Origin of the sequence: Streptomyces sp. CA-146814, from assembly GCF_050942385.1 — a bacterium.
Taxonomy (GTDB): Bacteria; Actinomycetota; Actinomycetes; order Streptomycetales; family Streptomycetaceae; genus Streptomyces.
In genome coordinates this window covers 2,912,658-2,931,217 of record NZ_CP192068.1, presented here as the reverse complement: position 1 = coordinate 2,931,217, position 18,560 = coordinate 2,912,658, and the positions used below count along the sequence as shown (strand labels likewise).

The following is an 18,560-nucleotide window of genomic DNA, read 5'->3' as shown; positions in this document are numbered from 1 at the left end:
CACCGCTGTGCGCCTCCCCATCCTCACCACACACTGCTGCGGAATTGCATATTCCATCCGCATAATGACAGACGGTTATTGAATGACGCAGGGTGAATGAGAGGATTTTGACCCCTTCCGCCTTTCATTCAATGGTGTGACGGGAGCCTTCTGTGCTTCGCCGGAGGTGCAGGCGTACGGGGTACGCCTTTTCCAAGGAGCGTATGTGATGTGTGACGTGGACTACACACATGGTCGTGATCGACACGGGCAGGAGAAACCGCTTACCCCCTCTCGCGGCGAGTCGGAAACGCTGGCGCCGCTCACGGCGTCTCCGTCAACAGCTCGTACGCCGTCGCCACGAACGTGTCCGCCCGGTGCACCCGCCGCGTCGCCGTCGCCGCCACCGCCAGGCCCGTCCCGGGGCGGAAGCCGAGGAACGCCTGCTGGCCCAGGGTCGCTCCGGCGTGGAAGAGGACCGGACCGTACGGGGTCGGGTGCTGGAACCACGTCAGCGTGTGGGTGTGCGCGTGCCGCAGGCCGCGCCGCAGCACCGGCCGGGTCACCTCGGTGAGCGCGGTGGCGAGGGCGGGGTCCGGGAGCTCGGCGCCCCCCACGTGCGCCTCCAGGAACGTCAGCAGGTCCAGCGGCGTCGACCGCAGCGCCCCCGCCGCCGTGAAGCCTCCCGTGTCCAGCCCCGGCAGCGGGGTTCCGTCGCGGCGGTGGCCGATCGCGTCGGTCCCCTCCGGGCCCGGGCGCAGCAGCGTGGCCTCCAGGGCCAGCGGGGCCAGTACCTGTTGGTGCAGCAGCACCTCCCACGGGGTTCCGGTGGCGGCGGCCAGCGTGTGGCCGAGGACGGAGACCGCGAAGTTCGAGTAGTGCCAGCGGGTTCCGGGGCGGTGGCGCGGGCGGGCGCGGAGGAAGGCCCGGACCACCCGGTCCGCCGGGTAGTTGCCGTACGGGTCGCTCGACCAGCGCGGCACCGCCTGCGGGTAGAAGTCAGCGGGCAGGCCGGGCAGTCCCGAGGTGTGGGTGAGCAGATGGCGCAGCGTGATCCGGCGGACCGATGGGTGCACCGGGAGGCCCGGGGCCAGCAGGTCCGCCGCCCGGTCCTCGTACCGCACCCGCCCCTGCGCCACCAGCCGGGCCAGCAGCAGACCCGCGAACGGCTTGGAGGCCGAGCCCAGTTCGTAGTGCAGCCGCTCGCGAGGGACCGGGCCCGGCGCCGCGCTGCCGCCGGTGTGGACCGTACGTACTCCGCCCCGGCTCATCGCGAGCACCACGTCCGGCGCGTCGATCCGCCCGGCCGCCTCGGCCAGGAGGCGGGCGGTGGCCGGCGAATCCGGGGCGTCCACCGGCGGGACGGAAAGGTCCGTCATGCCGGAGCCGGTGCGGCGCTCAGGTCCGACAGCGCCCGGCTCATCGCCAGCGCCGAGGCGAACGCGGCGACCAGCGTCGGGTGGTAGACCAGGTCGAACACCGACTCCTCGTCGCCTTCCGGCATTCCGTCCACCACCGGCATCGCGCCGTCCGGCTGCTGCGCCTGCGCGAACCCCTGCCAGGCCGCCGCGTCCAGCGTCGGTTCCGGAAGGCAGGCGTCCACGACCAGCAGTTCGCCCAGCAGGTCCCAGCGTTTCAGGTCCAGCCAGTCGTCCAGCCAGGCCGGCAGCCAGAGTTGCAGGTACTCGGCGATGTCGGCCGGGAGGTCCGCGGGCTTCTCGCCCCAGTCCGTCAGGTGGAAGACCGTGTGCGTGATGTCGTAGCCGATGTGGCCCTCCACCGTCCACGGTTCGGGCCGCCGCGCCAGCCAGGTGTGCGCCAGCGCCGCCGTCTCCGGAACGCTCGGCTCCACGCCGAACCGCCGCTCGATCGCGCTCAGTCCCAGCCGCCGCACCGGCAGCACCTCCAGCCCCGCCCAGCTGGCCAGCCGGTGGTTGAGCCGAATCGCGGACTCCAGGTCGGGCTGCCGGAAGCCCAGCTCCCGGAACGGTACGTAGACCTCCAGCGGCACCGGCGAGAGCGGTTCGCGCCGCTGGCCCTCCAGCAGCCGCGCCCCGGAGTCCAGCAGCTCGTGCCAGGCGTGGTCCAGCAGCTTGTGCGCGAGCGCCGACTGCTGCGAACCCGCCACGCCCTCGCGGAAGATGACCTTCCCGATCAGCGCCAGCTCGCCCAGCGGCTTGAACCGGTCCAGCATCCCCGCCTCCGGCGACGGATCCGCCTCCAGCCGGAACCCTTCGCGGTGCTCGTACAGCCAGCCCAGGGCCCTCGCCCCGACGTCGTGGATCTGCTGGATGCCGGTGTTTCCGCTGCTCATGGGGTGTGCCTTTCCCGGGAGGGCCCGGACCCGTCCGTCAGCGACCTGAGCGACAGGGCCGCCGCGAACGCCGTGACGAGGGTGGAGTGGTAGCAGTCGATGAAGGGGTACGGGTCCGGCGCGTCCTCGTGCACCCGTACGGCGGTCGGCGCGTCCTCGTGCACCGGTACGCCGGTCTCCGGGACGCAGCCCGTCGCGTGCTGGACGTCCGCCAGCACCGGCCACACCGCGTCCAGCAGCTCCCCGGCCGCCGGTCCCGGCAGCGAGGCGGCGACCGCCAGCAGCTCGCCGGTCAGGTCCCACTGGCCGCTCTCCACACAGCCGTCGGCCCACGCGGGCAGCCAGGTCCGCAGGTACGCGTCCGTCTTCTCCGGCACCCGGTCGGGCATCCGGCCCCAGTCGGTGAGGTGGAAGACGGTGTGGGTCAGCGCGTAGCCGGACGGGCCCTCGAACGTCCAGGGCTCCGCGAACCCGCCCAGCCAGGTCCGGGACAGGACGGCACCCGCGTCGGTGTGGGTCACCACCCCCACCCGCCGCTCGGAGTTGATCAGCCCGAGCTGCCGGTTGGCGTGCTGCTCGGTGTGGGCCCAGGCGCGGGTCGCGGTGAGCGGCCGGGCCAGCGCCTCGAACCCGCCGTGGCGCAGCCCGTACGCGGCGAAGGCGGCGTAGATCTCGTACGGGTAGGCCGCGAAGGGCTCCGTACGTAGCAGATCGAGCAGCAGGTCGCCCTCGTCGAGCTGCTCCCAGGCGTACGTGACGAGGTCGCCGGCCACCTCGTGTTCCGGGGTGCCGGGGGCGGTGGCGGCGCGGACCGTGGAGCAGAGCTGGGCCAGTTCGCCGAGGGGTTTGAGCGTGGCGTTGACCTGGGTGCGGGCGTCCAGGACGTCGTCGGGGAGCGCGAACTCGGCCCGGTGCGCGTCGGTCCAGGCGAGGGCCCCGCGCAGGACGTGCGGGAGGACGGCGAGCGCGGCGCCGGGGGCGGTCCGGCCCGGGTGCGCCCCGGGGTGCCGGGGCGTCGCGGTCGTCGTCATCGCGCCCTCGCCTCGGCCATCAGCCGGGCCGCCCGGACGTGCAGGGTGACGCGGGGGTCGTGGCCGCCCATCAGCTCGACGAACTCCAGGCCGCGCTCCAGGCCCAGGGTGGCCGGTTCGCCGCCGGTCGCCGCGAGCCAGCGGCCCGCGCCCGCCGCCTGGAGCCAGTCGCGCCGCCGCACCGCACGGACGAAGCCGCGCGCCAGGTCGACGGCCCGCGCCGCCGCCGCCCGCTGCACGGCCGAAGGCGCGGCCGGTACGGCGAGGGGTGCGAGGACCGAGAGCTGGTGGGTGAAGGACTGCCACGGCGCCTGCTCCAGCCAGGCGGCGTCGGGCTCCTCGAAGGAGCCGGTCGCCCCGGTCGTGCCCGGGGGCTGCGCCATGCGCTGGAGCGTGGAGATCATGTGCCAGTGGCTCCAGGCCGTCGCGGCCGGAGCGTCGGGCTTGGGTGGGAATTCCCGTACCGCCCGGTCGAGCACGGCGACGTCTCCCGGATGCGGATGACGTCCGTACAGCACACTCGGCAGCAGCAGATCGGCGCCGATGACCCGCACGGCCGCGATTCCGGTCCGGTTCTCCTCGTCGATTCCCGCAGCGCCGCATACCGTGGCGAGGTGGTCCCCGCTCCGAAGAGCGAGGACCACCTCTGTTGCCAGGTCATGCACGGCACCCGCGAGCGGGGACGGAGCATGTGTCTGGTCCATGTTCCGACGTTCAGCCCTTCTTCGGGCGCGGGGTCGGAGGCGAAAGCAGCAGGGCGCCGCCGCCGGCGAGAAGCGCGAGGTAGGCGCACTCGCGGGTGTCGCGGTAGACGCCGTCGATCTCGCCCGGGTTGAGCGCCGCGTCGAGGTCGAGGTCGATGTCGGTGGCAGTGGTGTCCGTGGTGTACATGGGTGCTCCCCATCCTGTGGGAAATCGGGTTGATGTACGTACCGAGTCACGCTTGACGTACGTTCCGAGTGAAAGGGAGGAATGCGGGCGCCGCAAATCGGGGCCGGACAACCGTGGTAATAGGGGATTCAATTGAATGATGAATTCATGCGGCGAATGGGTGAGGAAAGGCCGGGAATTCGGGGAATTCCGGGGGGTGTGCGGGGGGTGGTGCGCGGGCGCATTCGGATCCGGTGGTGAGCGCGTACGGGGGCGCGCGGTGGTTCGCCGTCATCGGCGGTCCCGCCCCCCGGTCCGGGTTCTTCCGCGTGCCGGTCACGGGCCGCCCTGTCGCGGGCCATGCGACGGCAAAGGGCGGCAAAAGGAGGCCAAGAACGCATCAACAACAGCTCTGAGCTGGTGCGTCCGTCCCCGCACGGGTGTCCACTGGAAGGGACGGGCCACCTGTTCGAAACCCTCGGGCGGGCCGGCCGTCCCCGGAGTGCCTGACCGGCGGACAAGAGGAGCGGGTATGAGCGAGATCGCAGCGACCACCGTCCATGAGGCGTACGCCTTCGCCTGCATGCGGTGCGGGTACGGCTGGGAGCAGGCCTACGAGATAGAGCACCACGTGGACGCCCACGGCCACGAGTTCGTCGTCTACACGGCCGACGGTGAGCGCGTGCCGTCCCCGCTCTCCACGCCCACCTGCACCAATTGCGGCGGACACGTGGTGCGCATCATGCGGGCCGGGCGGGTGGCCGGTGCGCAGCAGCTCCTGCACACGTCGAGGAGCGCCAAGCGCGACCCGGAGAAGGTCCCGGCGGCCCGCACCGCCGACCGCCACTGGCGGCTCTCGGACCTGCTGCACCCGTTCCACCGCAGGTGACACGCGCATGAGAGCCGGGCCCGGCGCCACCGGCGTGCGCCTCCCCGCGTGAGGGCCCGGCCCTCGTACGCCGGTGCACCGGGCCCTCGTAGAGTCGTCCGCATGAGCCGTACCGAAGCCCCGCCGCTGCCCGAACCCCTCCGGGTCCCGGTCGCCGACTCCCACACCCACCTGGACATGCAGGACACCACCGTGGAGGAGGCCCTCGCCCGGGCCGCCGCGGTGAACGTCACGACGGTGGTCCAGGTGGGCTGCGACGTGGCCGGCTCCCGGTGGGCCGCCGAGACCGCCGCCGCCCACCCGGCCGTCCACGCCTCGGTGGCCCTGCACCCGAACGAGGCCCCGCGCATCGTCCACGGCGATCCGGACGGCACCGCGCGGCAGGGGGCCCGCGAGCCCGGGGGCAAGGCGGCGCTGGACGACGCGCTGGCGGAGATCGACGCGCTGGCCGCCCTGGACCACGTGCGCGGGGTCGGCGAGACAGGCCTGGACTTCTTCCGTACGGGCCCCGAGGGCGTCGCCGCCCAGGAGGAGTCGTTCCGGGCGCACATCGAGATCGCCAAGCGGCACGGCAAGGCCCTGGTCATCCACGACCGGGACGCGCACGCCGACGTCCTGCGGGTCCTGGCCGACGCGGGCGCGCCCGAGCGGACCGTGTTCCACTGCTACTCCGGCGACGCCGAGATGGCCGCGATCTGCGCGCGGGCCGGGTACTTCATGTCCTTCGCCGGCAACGTGACCTTCAAGAACGCCCAGCCGCTGCGCGACGCGCTCGCCGTCGCCCCGGCCGAGCTGGTCCTGGTCGAGACGGACGCGCCCTTCCTCACCCCCGCCCCGTACCGCGGACGGCCCAACGCCCCCTACCTCATCCCGGTCACGCTCCGTGCGATGGCCGAGGTGAAGGGGGTGGACGAGGACACGCTGGCCGCCGCGATCTACGACAACACGGCACGCGCGTTCGACTTCTGAGCCCGGACGTGCACGTTGCGTAGTGGTGTCGCTTTGGAGAGTCACCAGGGCTCCGCTATCGTCCCCGCGCACGACGGGGCGGCAGCAGGCGGATCTCTTCAGGAGCGGCGTGAACGGCGTGAACACTTCGCAGGACAGGCGTCTCGGCGCGTTCCACGAGCAGCTGACGCTGGCCGACGGGGTGTGGACGGCGGGCCCCGCCGCCCACGCCCCGACCGTCGTCGACACCCCGCTCACCGAACCACCGCCGCCGCCGCCGTCCGACGTGCCCCGGCAGGGCCCCACCCGCGCCGAAGCCCGGCGGGCCGCCAAGCGCCGCCGCACCCTCGTCGCCGACCCGGAGAACCTCAAGCTGAGACGGCTCGTGCCCCGGGCCCTCGTCGTCGCTTTCCTGGCCGGCGGCGCCACCGCGTTCGTCGCGCACGACAAGGCGGTCCGGCTGGACGTCGACGGCACGCCCCGCACCCTGCACACCTTCGCCGACGACGTCACCGAGCTCCTGGCGGACGAAGGTGTCACCGTCGGCGCCCACGACCGCGTCTCCCCGGCCCCCGGCACCGAACTCGACCACGGCGACCAGGTCACCGTCCGCTACGGCCGCCCGGTCGACCTCACCCTCGACGGCCACCATCGCCGCATCTGGACGACCGCCGACACCGTGGCCGGGGCCCTGCGCGAGTTCGGGATCCGTGCCGAAGGCGCGTACCTCTCAGCCTCCCGGTCCGCCCCGATCGCCCGCACCGGCCTGATCCTCACCGTCCGCACCGAACGCACCGTGACCTTCATGGCCGACGGCCAGGAACGCACCCTGCGCACCAACGCCGCCACCGTCCACGAGGCCCTCGCCCAGGCGGGCATCACCCTGGAGGGCCTGGACGCCACCTCCGTGGACCCCGCGAGCTTTCCGCGCGACGGCCAGACGGTCTCCGTGCTGCGGATCACCGACACCCGCGAGGTGCACGAGGAGAGCGTCCCGTACGCCGTGGAGCGGAGCGAGGACCCCGAGCTGTTCCGGGGGATCGAGCGGGTGGAGCGGGCCGGGCGCAACGGCGTGCGCCGGGTCACGTACGCCGTCCGGACCGTCAACGGCGTACGGCAGACGCCCCGCAGGACCGGAGAGGAGCTGGTCCACCGGCCGGTCAGCCGCGTCGTCCGCACCGGCACCCGGCAGCGGCCCGCGGCCGTCACCGGGGCGGACGGGCTGAACTGGTCCGCGCTCGCCGCCTGCGAGTCCGGCGGGCGGGCGGGAGCGGTGGACCCGAGCGGGACGTACGGCGGGCTGTACCAGTTCGACACCCAGACCTGGCAGTCGCTCGGCGGCAGCGGCCGGCCCCAGCACGCGCCCGCCGCCGAGCAGACGTACCGGGCGAAGAAGCTCTACGTGCAGCGGGGGGCGAGTCCGTGGCCGCACTGCGGCCGTAGGCTTACCGGGTGAGCAGCACAGAGCCCGACGCCCTCCTGGGCCCCGCAGACATCCGCGACCTGGCAGCGAAACTGGGCGTACGCCCGACCAAGCAGCGCGGTCAGAACTTCGTCATCGACGCCAACACGGTCCGCCGCATCGTGCGCACCGCCGAGGTCCGCCCGGACGACGTGGTCGTCGAGGTCGGCCCCGGGCTCGGCTCGCTGACCCTGGCGCTGCTGGAGGCGGCGGACCGGGTGGTCGCGGTCGAGATCGACGACGTGCTCGCGGCCGCGCTGCCCGCCACGGTCCAGGCCCGGATGCCGGAGCGCGCCGACCGGTTCGCGCTGGTCCACTCCGACGCGATGCTGGTCACCGAGCTGCCGGGCCCCGCGCCCACCGCGCTCGTCGCGAACCTCCCGTACAACGTGGCGGTCCCCGTCCTGCTCACCATGCTGGAGCGCTTCCCGAGCATCGAGCGGACCCTGGTCATGGTCCAGGCCGAGGTGGCCGACCGGCTGGCCGCCCGCCCTGGCAACAAGGTCTACGGCGTGCCGTCGGTGAAGGCCAACTGGTACGCGGAGGTCAAGCGCGCCGGCTCCATCGGCCGTACGGTCTTCTGGCCCGCGCCGAACGTCGACTCCGGCCTCGTCTCGCTCGTCCGCCGCACGGAGCCGATCGCGACCACCGCATCCCGCGCCGAGGTCTTCGCCGTCGTCGACGCGGCCTTCGCCCAGCGCCGCAAGACGCTCCGGGCGGCCCTCTCCGGCTGGGCCGGCTCCGCGCCCGCCGCCGAGGCCGCGCTGGTCGCCGCCGGGATCTCGCCGCAGGCGCGCGGGGAGGCGCTGACGGTGGAGGAGTTCGCGGCGATCGCGGAGAACAAGCCGGAGGTGTCCGCATGAGCTCCGCCGTCACGGTCCGGGTGCCCGCCAAAGTCAACGTGCAGCTCGCCGTGGGCGCCGCCCGCGCCGACGGCTTCCACGACCTGGCCAATGTCTTCCTCGCCGTCGGCCTGTACGACGAGGTCACCGCCACCCCCGCCGACGAGCTACGCATCAGCTGCTCAGGACCGGACGCCGCCCAGGTCCCGCTGGACGCCACCAACCTCGCCGCCCGCGCCGCCGTCGCGCTGGCCGAGCGGTACGGCATCGAACCCGCCGTCCACCTCCACATCGCCAAGGACATCCCGGTCGCGGGCGGCATGGCGGGCGGCAGCGCCGACGGGGCCGCCGCGCTGGTCGCGTGCGACGCCCTGTGGGGGACCGGCGCGAGCCGGGACGAGCTGCTGGCCATCTGCGCCGAGCTGGGCAGCGATGTGCCGTTCAGCCTGGTCGGCGGGGCCGCGCTCGGCACCGGACGCGGCGAGAAGCTGACCCCGATCGAGGTCGGCGGGGCGTTCCACTGGGTCTTCGCGGTGGCGGACGGCGGGCTGTCGACGCCTGCGGTGTACGGGGAGTTCGACCGGCTCACGGCCGAGGCGGACGTCCCCGAGCCGACCGCCTCGCCCGCGCTGCTTGCCGCCCTGCGCGCCGGCGACGCCGGCGTACTCGCGGGCGCCCTGAGCAACGGCCTCCAGCCCGCCGCGCTCTCCCTGCGCCCCTCGCTCGCGGACACGCTGGCGGCGGGCACGGAGGCGGGGGCGCTGGCCGCGCTGGTCTCCGGGTCCGGGCCGACGACGGCGTTCCTGGTCGCGGACGAGCCGGCGGCCCGCAAGGTGGCCGACGCGCTGCTGGCGTCCGGGACCTGCCGGAACGCCCGGGTGGCGCCGGCGCCTGCGCGGGGCGCCCACGTGGTGACGGCGTAGGCCTTCGGGGGAACGGCGGGCTCAGCGGCCCGTCGAACCGTCGATCAGTTCGCGCAGGATGTCCGCGTGCCCGGCGTGTCGGCCGGTCTCCTCGATCATGTGGGCGAGCGCCCACCGGACGCTGGGCGCGGGCTTCCCCGGCCGTGACCCCGACCCCGGCCGGGGGACCGGGGCGGCCAGGTCGGTGCACCCGTCGAGGACGGCGTTCGCGCGCTCGACCGCCGTACGGTAGCGGGCGACGACCTCGGCCACGCTGTCGGTCGGTGCCGCCGAGAACGTGGCCTGCCAGTCGGTGACCTGGTCCCCGAGGAAGATCGCGCGCTCGACGTACGTCAGGTGGTTGAGCAGGCCGAGCAGGTTCGTGCCGGACCGCACGGCCGCCGTCCGGACCTCCGGTTCCGGTGCGCCGTCGACCTTCGCGGCGACCGAGGTCCGCAGGTAGTCGAGGAAGCCGCGCAGGGTCTCGGCCTCGCTGCCGCCGGTCCGGGGCGGCGGGGTGTCGCGGCGGCGGTCACGGGTGGCCATGGCGGGTCTCCAGGGTGCGGGCGGGTCAGGCGGTGCGGCGGACGACGATCAGGACGTGGTCGGTGACCTCGGCGGTGGTGCCGTCCGGGCCGGTCGCGATGCGGCGCGGCGCGTCGGCGCGCTCGACCGTCCAGGTGGCCGGGTCGAGACCGAGGCCGTCGGCGACCTCCTGCGGGCTCGGGAAGTACGCGTCGGGGTCCTGGTTCCACGACCAGGGGGCGGTCGAACCGTGGTCGACGACCAGCAGCCGCCCGCCCGGCCGCAGCGCGTGGGCGGCCCGGCGCAGGACAACCGCCCGGTCCAGCTCGTGCGGGGTGTGCAGGTAGTGGGCGGTGACCAGGTCGAACCCGCCCTCGGGGCCGTCCGGGCTCTCCGGGAAGGTCGCGCCCAGGTCGTGCCGCTCGACGGTGACCCGGTCGCCCAGGCCGAGCGAGCGGGCCAGGGTGGTGAGGCGCTCGACCGCCACGGCCGAGACGTCGGCGGCGGTGACGCGCCATCCGCGGCGCGCGAGCCACAGCGTGTCGCCGCCCTCGCCGCAGCCCAGCTCCAGCGCGTCGCCGGGCGGCAGGTCGGAGACCGTCTCGGTGAGCCGGACGTTCGGCCGGGGGTCGGTGGCGACGGGCCGGGCGGCGTAGATGCCGTCCCAGGAGGTGCGGGCGTCGTCGGTGGTCAACGGGGGCTCCTTCGGCCGGGACGCGCGCGGCGGGGCGCGCTGTCGGGTGCCCGTCCAGTGTGGCCACCGGCTGCCGCGATCCGCACGAGAAGTTGCCGTACCGGCAAACCGCTCAGCGTGCGGAGGCCGGGTCGTTCTCCTCGTACAGGTAGCCGTTGAAGCTCGTCGTGCAGTCGCTGAAGTCCCGCGCGAGCTTGACGGTGACCGTGGTGGTGGCCGGGAGCGGGTCGCCGGGGCGTGGACTGGTGTCGCAGATGTACCAGGCGTCGTGGTCCCGGGGGAGGGTGACGTCCTTGTGCTGGGCGGCGGCGGTCAGGCGTGCGGGGGAGAGGTCCTGGCGGGTGAACTCCGCCTGCGCCTGCTCGTAGGTCTTGCTGTGCAGGGCGGGCATGACCGGATCGGGCGTGGGCGCGGGGGCGGGAGTAGTCGAAGCGGTGGCTGTGGGCGGGGGCGTGGGCGTGGGTGTGGGTGTGGGTGTGGGTGTGGGTGTGGGTGTGGGTGTGAGTGTCTCGACGGTGGTGGGCGCGGTGACCGGAGGGCTGTCGTCGGGCTGCGTACCGCCCGAGCATCCAGCCAGGGCGAGCACGCCGACGAGGGCTGACAGGGCGAGACGGCGGGGATTCCGCACCATGGTGGTACTCCGATCCGGGGAGCGGGGAGCGGGGAGCGGGGAGCGGGGAGCTGGGAACGGGGAACTGGGAACGGGGAAGCGGTGAACGACATCCGCACGCAACGGTGTTGACCGATCTGCGGCCTGCCCTGCCCTTGTCTCCTACCCCGTACCGCGAAGGCCAACTTGGCGCACTGCGGCGCCATCCGGCGTACTCAGGCGCAGAATTGAGTACCCGTACCCTCCCGCCGCACCCCCGTCCGCCGGGAACGTATGCGCATGGGATCACCAGTTCGTGTACTCGCCGAGGCCACGCCCGCCACCCGGGACCGCTACGTCGACCTCCTCCGGGTCGCCTCGCTCGCCGCGGTCGTGCTCGGGCACTGGATGATGGCGGCCGTCACCCCGGACGGGGTCGGCAACCTGCTCGCCGTCGTGCCGGAGCTCCAGCCGCTGACCTGGCTGCTCCAGGTCATGCCGGTGTTCTTCTTCGTCGGCGGGTTCGCCCACGCGCTGTCGTACCGCTCGCTCCTCCGCAAACGCCCCGAAGGCGCCACGGACTCCGTCTACGCGGCCTTTCTGCGGGCCCGGCTCCAGCGGCTGCTGCGCCCCACCATGGTCTTCGTGCTGGTCTGGGGCGTGGCCGCGCTCCTCATCCAGCTGCTCGGCGGAGGCGGCGGGCTGACCGGTGTCACGCTGCGGCTGGTGACCCAGCCGCTCTGGTTCATCGGGATCTACCTGGCGATGGTGGCGTTCACCCCGCCGCTGCTGCGGCTGCACGAGCGGTACGGCTGGGGCGCCTTCGCCGGGCTGGCGGGTGCGGCGGCGGCCGTGGACGTGCTGCGGTTCGCGGCCGGAGTGCCGTACGTCGAGTTCCTCAACTTCGCCTTCGTCTGGCTCGCGGTGCACCAGCTCGGCTTCCTGCGCGCCGACGGCCGCCTCGGCGTCGGCCCGGGCCTCGGCTCCCTCCGCCGGCCCGCTCTGCTCGCAGGGGCCGGGCTGGTCACCGCCGTGGCCCTGGTGGCGTTCGGGCCCTACCCGCTCTCCATGGTCGGGATGCCCGGCGAGAAGGTCAGCAACATGGCCCCGCCGACCCTCGCCCTGCTCTGCCACGGCCTCTGGCTGGTCGGCGCGGTCGAGCTGCTCCGCGCCCCCGCCGCCCGGCTCCTGGCCCGCCCGCGCGCCTGGCGCACGGTGGTGGCCGCCAACGGGGTGGCGATGACCGCGTTCCTCTGGCACCTCACGGCGATGCTCGGCGTGTACGGGGCGATGCTCGCCCTGGACGTCCCGCTCCCCGAACCCGCCACCGCCGCCTGGTGGGCCCAGACCCCGCTGCGCCTGGTGGCCGCCGCCGCGCTCACCGCGGCCCTGGTCGCCACGTTCCGCACCTTCGAACGCCCGGCCCCCACGCCCCTCCGCACCGGCTCCGGCCCGCTCGCGGCCCTCGGCGTGACGCTCTGCCTCCTCGGCGTCCTCGGCCTCTCCATGGTCGGCCTGGCCGGCCTGCTGGAGGGCCGCACGGCCCTGCTGATAGCGATCCCGGTCTCCGCCCCGGCGGCCGTCGCGATGACCTTGAGCGGCTGGCTGCTGGTGGAGCGGGCGGGCCGGGGGCGGGGCGTGCGGTGAATGGTGCGTGCCGCGCTCCACCCGTCGACCGGCGGCATCCGGCGCGCCGTACCCTGGGAAGGTCGATCAACCCCCCGGGCAGGAGTGAAATGGCCGTCAATCTGGTCAATGTCGAGCAGGTCAGCAAGGTGTACGGCACCCGTGCCCTGCTCGACGGTGTATCCCTCGGGGTCTCCGAGGGCGACCGGATCGGTGTCGTGGGCCGCAACGGCGACGGCAAGACCACCCTCATCCGGATGCTCGCCAAGCTGGAGGAGGCGGACACCGGCCGCGTCACCCACAACGGCGGGCTGCGGCTCGGCGTGCTCACGCAGCACGACTCCCTGGACCCGGCGAAGACCATCCGCCAGGAGGTCATCGGCGACCTCGCCGACCACGAGTGGGCGGGCAGCGCCAAGATCCGGGACGTGCTCACCGGGCTCTTCGGCGGCCTCGCGCTCCCCGGCTTCGAGCACGGGCTCGACACCGTCATCGCCCCGCTCTCCGGCGGCGAGCGCCGCCGTATCGCGCTGGCGAAGCTCCTCATCGACGAGCAGGACCTGATCGTCCTCGACGAGCCGACCAACCACCTCGACGTCGAAGGCATCTCCTGGCTCGCCGGCCACCTGCGGACCCGGCGCTCGGCGCTCGTCTGCGTCACCCACGACCGGTGGTTCCTGGACCAGGTCTGCACCCGCATGTGGGACGTCCAGCGCGGCACGGTCCACGAGTACGAGGGCGGCTACAGCGACTACGTCTTCGCCCGCGCCGAGCGCGAACGCATCGCCGCCACCGAGGAGTCCAAGCGGCAGAACCTCATGCGCAAGGAGCTGGCCTGGCTGCGCCGCGGCGCCCCGGCCCGTACCTCCAAGCCGCGCTACCGCATCGAGGCCGCCAACGAGCTCATCGCCGACGTGCCGCCGCCGCGCGACACCAGCGAGCTGATGAAGTTCGCCAACGCCCGCCTCGGCAAGACCGTCTTCGACCTGGAGGACGTGACCGTCCAGGCCGGACCCAAGACCCTCCTCACCCACCTCACCTGGCAGCTCGGCCCCGGCGACCGCGTCGGCCTGGTCGGCGTCAACGGCGCGGGCAAGACCTCGCTGCTGCGCGCGCTGGCCGAGGCCGCCCGCACCCAGGGCGACGAGCAGCCGGCCGCCGGGAAGGTCGTCGTCGGCAAGACCGTCAAGCTCGCCTACCTCTCCCAGGAGGTCTCCGAGCTGAACCCGAACCTCCGGGTCCTGGAGGCCGTCCAGCAGGTCCGCGACCGGGTCGACCTCGGCAAGGGCCGCGAGATGACGGCGGGCCAGCTCTGCGAGCAGTTCGGCTTCACCAAGGAGAAGCAGTGGACGCCCGTCGGCGACCTCTCCGGCGGTGAGCGCCGCCGCCTCCAGATCCTGCGGCTGCTGATGGACGAGCCCAACGTCCTCTTCCTCGACGAGCCCACCAACGACCTGGACATCGAGACCCTCACCCAGCTGGAGGACCTCCTCGACGGCTGGCCCGGATCGATGATCGTGATCTCCCACGACCGGTTCTTCATCGAGCGGACCACGGACAAGGTCATGGCCCTGCTCGGCGACCGCGCCCTGCGGATGCTGCCGCGCGGCATCGACGAGTACCTGGAGCGCAGGCAGCGTATGGAGGAGGCCGCCACCCCCTCCGCCGCCCCCGCGCCCCGCCCGTCCGGAGCCCCCGCCGCCCCCGCCGTCTCCGCGCAGGAGGCCCGCGCCGCGAAGAAGGAGCTGCAGAAGGTCGAGCGCCAGCTCGACAAGCTCTCGACCCGGGAGACCGCGCTGCACAAGCAGATCGCGGAGAACGCCACCGACTTCGAGAAGGTCGCGGGGCTCGACGCCGAACTCCGCGAACTCGTCACCGAGCGCGACGAGCTGGAGATGCGCTGGCTGGAACTGGCCGAGGACGCCTGAGACCCGGCTTGAGGACGTAGGACCGTACGAGGGGGAGACGTACCGATGTCGCATGTGCCCGGCCTGCCCGGTCAGCCACCACACGGGGAGGGCCGGGCGGACCCGGGTGTCTTCGGCGCGCCTTTCGAGCCGCGGCCCGGGGTGTATGGGGAGCAGTACGCCGCTCCGTACGGGCCGCCCGCGCCGCATCCCCCGCACGGCCACGGCCACCCGCAGCCTCCCGGTGGTGGCCGCAAGGCCCGGCGGCGTACCGGCGCCGTCGTCGCCGCCGTGCTCGCCGGGGTCCTGGTGATCGGTGCCGGGGCCTGGTACGCCACCGGTGACGGCGGCAGCGGCGACAGCAAGCCGCCCGTCGCCCAGGGGAGCGCAAGCGCCGCCCCGGAGCAGACCGACGACACCCCGCCCGGCCGGACCCGCACCCCCGCCCCGACCCCCGCCGACCTCAACGCCGCACGCAAGGACGGCGAGAGCAAGGTCCTCTGGGTCCAGGCGAACACCGTGGACCTGCCCGGCCGCGGGGGCTCGCAGTTCGGGCCCTGGTTCGCCGGGGACATCGTGGCCAAGGCCATGCACCGTACGGTGTCGGGCTACTCGGCCGCCGATGGGACGCCGAAGTGGAGCGTCGACCTCCGGGCGCGGGTCTGCTCGGCGCCCACCCTGCCCAGCACGGACGGGAAGATCGTCGTCGCGCTGGAGAGCGGCCCGCCGGACTCGGCACAGTGCGACCGGCTCCTGATGATCGACCTGCGGACCGGCACGGAGGGATGGAAGGCCACGTTCGAGCGGGTGGGCGTCTGGGACGGGCTCTCCGACATCGCCATGGCCGTCAACGGTGACGTGGTGACCGTCGGCCGGACCAGCCGCACCGACGCCTACCGGATCAGCGACGGCAAGCACCTCTGGGACGAAGTGCCGGGCAACTGCCAGCCGTACGGCTTCGCCGGCGGCGCCGTACCCCTCGCCGCCACCAGCTGCCAGACCGCGGCCGACGACCACGCGATCCAGCACGTACGGCGCATCGACCCGGCCACCGGCAAGGAGGTCTGGTCCTACCCGGTCAAGAAGGGCTTCAAGGTCGACCAGTTCTACTCGACCGATCCGCCGGTCATCTCGCTGCGCCAGGGCAAGGAGAGGTGGGGGATCGTGATCCTCAACGCCGACGGCACCTACCGCTCCCAACTGGTCGGCAACGACGGTGAGAACTACGCGCCCCGCTGCGGCAAGGATCTGCGCGCCCAGAACCCGAACCTCGACAACTGCCTGGGCGTCGCGGCCGACACGGACACGCTCTACCTGGCGACCGAGCCCGTCAGCGCGGGCAGGAAGACCCTGCCCACCAACGCCGTCGTCGCCTTCGACCTCGCCACCGGCAGGTCCCGGTGGCGGACCGACGCCCCCGCCGAGCAGAACCTGATGCCGCTGCGGGTCGAGGACGGCCGGGTGCTGATGTACCTGGACGCGATGCGCCATTACGGCCGGAACAAGGGCGGCGGCATCTACGCCCTCCCGCCCACCGGCGGCGCTCTGCAGCCCGTCCTGCGCCACCCGGAATCGGCGACCGGTGTGGAGGCCTCCTTCTCCACCGCCCACATCGCCTACTCCGGCGGACGCGCGGTGCTCACACAGCCGTACATCAGCGGGGGCGACGACCAGCAGGAGAAGGACATCGTGTCCATGCTCGCCTTCGGTGACTGACCGTCACCTTCCGGCGGTCGTAACGAGGGCATCACAACGCGGTTCTCCCTTGGGAACAGGGGGTGGCCCGATCCGGTCCCCGATGGCTGGTGGGTGGTACAAAGAAGCCCCGCTCGACTGTCGTGACACTGCGGAAGCCATGCCCGATTCGCTCCTTTCCGGGGGGAATTGACCCCTCCTGGAATCGCGGGGGAGACCGGATCGGGCACCGGACCGCACGAAGGGGGACGTGCTGATATGAGCCAGCCGCCCAGCCAGCAACCGCCGCAGGGAGGCTTCGGGGCTCCGCAGGAGCCGCCGCAGGGGACTCCTCAGCCGCCGCAGGACCAGCCGCAGCAGCCGCAGGACCAGCCGCCGTCGCCGGCCGGGCAGCCCGAGCAGCCGCCGCAGGCACCGGCGACCCCGCCGCAGACGCCTACGCCCCGCGACCAGGCGTACGGCTATCCGCAGACGCCCCCGGCCCAGCAGCCCGGCTACGGCTACCCGCAGGCCCCGGGCCAGGCACCCGGACAGGCCCCGAACCAGGCCCCCGGCCCGTACGGCCAGCAGGCCCCCGGCCAGCAGCCTCCCGGCCAGGCGCCCGGCCCTTACGGTCAGCAGCCCTCCGGCCCGTACGGCCAGCAGCCCGGCCCTTACGGCCAGCCGGCCGCCGGCGGCTACGGCCAGCCCGCTCCTGGCCCCTACGGCCAGCCCGCGCAGCCCGGTTACGGCTACCCGCAGCAGCAGTACCCCGGCGCACCGGCCCCAGGTGGGCCCACCGGGAGCGGCGGATCCGGCGGTCCCTTCGCCGGGAAGACCGGCATCCTCGCCGCGGCGGCCGTCGCCGTCGTCCTCCTCGTCGGCGCGGGCGCCTGGTACGTGGTGAGCGACAGCGGCGACGACCCCAAGAAGCCGGTCGCGGGCCCCAGCAACGGCACCGGCGACCCCAAGGCGCCCGAGACGCCCAGCGCGTCCCCCTCGGTCGACGAGGGCGACGGCACCGGCGGCGGCCGGGAGGGCAACGACGACCTCAACGCCGGGCGCAAGCCGGGTGAGGCCAAGGTCGCCTGGCTCCAGACGAACGACGTCGACCTCCCGCGTAACGGTGGCGAGATCCGCGGCCCCTGGTTCGTCGGCGACACGATGATCACGGCCCTGTACCGCGGGGTCTCCGGCTACTCGGTCGCCGACGGCAAGAAGAAGTGGACCGTGGAACTCCCCGCGGACGTCTGCGCCACGCCCAACACGGCCTCGCCCGACGGCAAGCTCGTCATCGCCATCGAGAACGGCACCACGGACCGGTCCACCTGCTCCGTGATGCAGATGATCGACCTCACCACCGGCAAGGCCGGCTGGAAGTCCGAGGTCAAGAAGGCCGGCGCCTTCGACCTGATCTCCGACATCTCCCTCGCGATCAGCGGGAACACGGTCACCGCCGGGCGGACCAGCTACTCCAGCGCGTACCGCGTGAGCGACGGCAAGGAGCTGTTCGGCACCCCGACGGACAACTGCCGGACCTTCTCCTTCGCCGGCGGCCCGAAGCTGATCGCCGCCGCCAACTGCCGTAACGACGACATCGACAACCCGCAGCACCAGCTGCAGGAGCTGGACCCGACCACCGGCAAGGCCAGGTGGACCTACCGGCCGCCGCGCGGCTGGGAGATCAAGAAGGTCTACTCGGTGAGCCCGCTCATCGTCTCGCTCGACAACAAGAAGAAGAAGCAGTGGTCGATCGCCGCGTTCACCGACAACGGCAAGCTCCGCTCGCAGATGAGCCCGGCCAAGGGTGACAAGGTCGTCGCCAACTGCGGCGGCACGTTCGCCATCTTCGGCCAGAACCTCGAAGGCTGCTCCGGTGTCGTCGCCGACGCCGACACCTTCTACATGGCCACCGAGGCCGACTCCACCGGCTCCGCGCGGACGAACAAGGTCGTCGCCTTCGACCTGAACACGGGCAAGCCCAAGTGGACCGCGCCCGCACCGGCCGAGCGCACCGTGACCCCGGTCCGGATGGACGGCGGCAAGCTGGTGCTCTACATGGAGCCGAGGTACGACAAGGCCGGCGCCATGCTCACGCTTCCGCCGACCGGTGGCTCCACCAGCGTCCTGCTCCAGCACCCGGAGGGGACGAACCGGATCGAGAACAGCCTCTTCGGCGGGCTGTCCGCCCGGTACGAGGACGGCCGCTCCTACCTCCTCCCCAAGCGGCTCAGCGGCCGTGACGACGGGGAGATGGAGCAGGCGACGGCGCTGGTGTTCTCCAAGTGACCGCCGCCCCGACGGCATC

Annotated in this window: 17 protein-coding genes; 9 read left to right on the top strand and 8 right to left on the bottom strand. The window is 73.2% G+C overall.

The features are described 5' to 3' along the window. Window positions 1-302: 302 nt before the first annotated feature. Genes ACQP09_RS12905 through ACQP09_RS12885 form a run of 5 tightly spaced genes read right to left on the bottom strand, consistent with a single transcriptional unit; the run spans window position 303 to window position 4,215 of the window. Window positions 303-1,358 (bottom strand): serine hydrolase domain-containing protein, encoded by a 1,056-nt coding sequence (locus ACQP09_RS12905; protein ID WP_433398584.1) that lies wholly within the window; start codon window positions 1,356-1,358, stop codon window positions 303-305. Then, a complete protein-coding gene (locus ACQP09_RS12900; RefSeq protein ID WP_433398581.1) occupies window positions 1,355-2,293 on the bottom strand; it encodes a DUF6895 family protein in 939 nt (312 codons plus the stop codon). Before ACQP09_RS12900 ends, ACQP09_RS12905 begins: the two co-directional genes overlap by 4 nt. Then, window positions 2,290-3,324: a DUF6895 family protein gene (locus tag ACQP09_RS12895; protein WP_433398578.1), complete on the bottom strand. Its 1,035-nt coding sequence runs from the start codon at window positions 3,322-3,324 to the stop codon at window positions 2,290-2,292. The genes ACQP09_RS12900 and ACQP09_RS12895 overlap by 4 nt, the downstream gene beginning before the upstream one ends. Further along, window positions 3,321-4,028 (bottom strand): hypothetical protein, encoded by a 708-nt coding sequence (locus ACQP09_RS12890; RefSeq protein ID WP_433398575.1) that lies wholly within the window; start codon window positions 4,026-4,028, stop codon window positions 3,321-3,323. The genes ACQP09_RS12895 and ACQP09_RS12890 overlap by 4 nt, the downstream gene beginning before the upstream one ends. Before the next feature lie 10 nt (window positions 4,029-4,038). After that, on the bottom strand, window positions 4,039-4,215 hold the full coding sequence (locus ACQP09_RS12885) for a hypothetical protein (protein WP_404068970.1): 177 nt from the start codon (window positions 4,213-4,215) through the stop codon (window positions 4,039-4,041). Between the two features lie 511 nt (window positions 4,216-4,726). On the opposite strand from ACQP09_RS12885, the gene ACQP09_RS12880 reads away from it, so the two are divergent. The 5 genes from ACQP09_RS12880 (at window position 4,727) to ACQP09_RS12860 (ending at window position 9,258) form a co-directional block, all read left to right on the top strand. Next, window positions 4,727-5,083, top strand: a complete 357-nt coding sequence (locus tag ACQP09_RS12880) for a hypothetical protein (RefSeq protein WP_433398573.1) — start codon at window positions 4,727-4,729, stop codon at window positions 5,081-5,083. Window positions 5,084-5,185: 102 nt separating this feature from the next. Continuing rightward, on the top strand, window positions 5,186-6,052 hold the full coding sequence (locus tag ACQP09_RS12875) for a TatD family hydrolase (protein ID WP_433398570.1): 867 nt from the start codon (window positions 5,186-5,188) through the stop codon (window positions 6,050-6,052). A gap of 109 nt (window positions 6,053-6,161) precedes the next feature. Further along, complete coding sequence (locus tag ACQP09_RS12870; RefSeq protein WP_433398567.1) at window positions 6,162-7,487, top strand: ubiquitin-like domain-containing protein; 1,326 nt, start codon at window positions 6,162-6,164, stop codon at window positions 7,485-7,487. Continuing rightward, the gene (gene rsmA / locus ACQP09_RS12865) at window positions 7,484-8,356 is read left to right on the top strand and encodes a 16S rRNA (adenine(1518)-N(6)/adenine(1519)-N(6))-dimethyltransferase RsmA (protein ID WP_432151566.1); all 873 of its coding nucleotides are present in this window, start codon (window positions 7,484-7,486) and stop codon (window positions 8,354-8,356) included. The genes ACQP09_RS12870 and rsmA overlap by 4 nt, the downstream gene beginning before the upstream one ends. Continuing rightward, on the top strand, window positions 8,353-9,258 hold the full coding sequence (locus ACQP09_RS12860; RefSeq protein ID WP_433398563.1) for a 4-(cytidine 5'-diphospho)-2-C-methyl-D-erythritol kinase: 906 nt from the start codon (window positions 8,353-8,355) through the stop codon (window positions 9,256-9,258). Before rsmA ends, ACQP09_RS12860 begins: the two co-directional genes overlap by 4 nt. Window positions 9,259-9,279: 21 nt before the next feature. Here the strand turns inward: ACQP09_RS12860 and ACQP09_RS12855 are convergent, their stop codons facing one another. The 3 genes from ACQP09_RS12855 to ACQP09_RS12845 all read right to left on the bottom strand — a co-directional run bounded on the left by ACQP09_RS12855 (window position 9,280) and on the right by ACQP09_RS12845 (window position 10,847). Then, a complete protein-coding gene (locus ACQP09_RS12855) occupies window positions 9,280-9,783 on the bottom strand; it encodes a DinB family protein (RefSeq protein ID WP_433398560.1) in 504 nt (167 codons plus the stop codon). A 25-nt stretch (window positions 9,784-9,808) separates the two neighbouring features. Continuing rightward, a complete protein-coding gene (locus tag ACQP09_RS12850) occupies window positions 9,809-10,456 on the bottom strand; it encodes a class I SAM-dependent methyltransferase (protein WP_433398557.1) in 648 nt (215 codons plus the stop codon). A gap of 112 nt (window positions 10,457-10,568) precedes the next feature. Continuing rightward, window positions 10,569-10,847, bottom strand: a complete 279-nt coding sequence (locus tag ACQP09_RS12845) for a PASTA domain-containing protein (RefSeq protein WP_433398554.1) — start codon at window positions 10,845-10,847, stop codon at window positions 10,569-10,571. A 498-nt stretch (window positions 10,848-11,345) separates the two neighbouring features. Between ACQP09_RS12845 and ACQP09_RS12840 the strand changes: the two genes are divergently transcribed. From ACQP09_RS12840 to ACQP09_RS12825, 4 genes are all read left to right on the top strand, one after another. After that, a complete protein-coding gene (locus tag ACQP09_RS12840; protein ID WP_433398551.1) occupies window positions 11,346-12,692 on the top strand; it encodes an acyltransferase family protein in 1,347 nt (448 codons plus the stop codon). A gap of 89 nt (window positions 12,693-12,781) precedes the next feature. Then, complete coding sequence (locus ACQP09_RS12835) at window positions 12,782-14,599, top strand: ABC-F family ATP-binding cassette domain-containing protein (protein WP_433398548.1); 1,818 nt, start codon at window positions 12,782-12,784, stop codon at window positions 14,597-14,599. Between the two features lie 45 nt (window positions 14,600-14,644). Continuing rightward, window positions 14,645-16,294 carry a PQQ-binding-like beta-propeller repeat protein gene (locus tag ACQP09_RS12830; RefSeq protein WP_433398545.1) on the top strand — a complete coding sequence of 550 codons (1,650 nt, stop codon included), beginning with the start codon at window positions 14,645-14,647 and terminating at the stop codon, window positions 16,292-16,294. A 237-nt stretch (window positions 16,295-16,531) separates the two neighbouring features. Continuing rightward, complete coding sequence (locus ACQP09_RS12825; protein ID WP_433398542.1) at window positions 16,532-18,541, top strand: PQQ-binding-like beta-propeller repeat protein; 2,010 nt, start codon at window positions 16,532-16,534, stop codon at window positions 18,539-18,541. Window positions 18,542-18,560: the final 19 nt, after the last annotated feature.

Bases quoted from the DNA above. Each gene is read 5' to 3' on its own strand.
- ACQP09_RS12905 (WP_433398584.1), bottom strand. From the start codon at position 1,358: ATGACGGACCTTTCCGTCCCGCCGGTGGACGCCCCGGATTCGCCGGCC.
- ACQP09_RS12900 (WP_433398581.1), bottom strand. From the start codon at position 2,293: ATGAGCAGCGGAAACACCGGCATCCAGCAGATCCACGACGTCGGGGCG.
- ACQP09_RS12895 (WP_433398578.1), bottom strand. From the start codon at position 3,324: ATGACGACGACCGCGACGCCCCGGCACCCCGGGGCGCACCCGGGCCGG.
- ACQP09_RS12890 (WP_433398575.1), bottom strand. From the start codon at position 4,028: ATGGACCAGACACATGCTCCGTCCCCGCTCGCGGGTGCCGTGCATGAC.
- ACQP09_RS12885 (WP_404068970.1), bottom strand. From the start codon at position 4,215: ATGTACACCACGGACACCACTGCCACCGACATCGACCTCGACCTCGAC.
- ACQP09_RS12880 (WP_433398573.1), top strand. From the start codon at position 4,727: ATGAGCGAGATCGCAGCGACCACCGTCCATGAGGCGTACGCCTTCGCC.
- ACQP09_RS12875 (WP_433398570.1), top strand. From the start codon at position 5,186: ATGAGCCGTACCGAAGCCCCGCCGCTGCCCGAACCCCTCCGGGTCCCG.
- ACQP09_RS12860 (WP_433398563.1), top strand. From the start codon at position 8,353: ATGAGCTCCGCCGTCACGGTCCGGGTGCCCGCCAAAGTCAACGTGCAG.
- ACQP09_RS12855 (WP_433398560.1), bottom strand. From the start codon at position 9,783: ATGGCCACCCGTGACCGCCGCCGCGACACCCCGCCGCCCCGGACCGGC.
- ACQP09_RS12845 (WP_433398554.1), bottom strand. From the start codon at position 10,847: ATGCCCGCCCTGCACAGCAAGACCTACGAGCAGGCGCAGGCGGAGTTC.
- ACQP09_RS12840 (WP_433398551.1), top strand. From the start codon at position 11,346: ATGGGATCACCAGTTCGTGTACTCGCCGAGGCCACGCCCGCCACCCGG.
- ACQP09_RS12835 (WP_433398548.1), top strand. From the start codon at position 12,782: ATGGCCGTCAATCTGGTCAATGTCGAGCAGGTCAGCAAGGTGTACGGC.
- ACQP09_RS12830 (WP_433398545.1), top strand. From the start codon at position 14,645: ATGTCGCATGTGCCCGGCCTGCCCGGTCAGCCACCACACGGGGAGGGC.
- ACQP09_RS12825 (WP_433398542.1), top strand. From the start codon at position 16,532: ATGAGCCAGCCGCCCAGCCAGCAACCGCCGCAGGGAGGCTTCGGGGCT.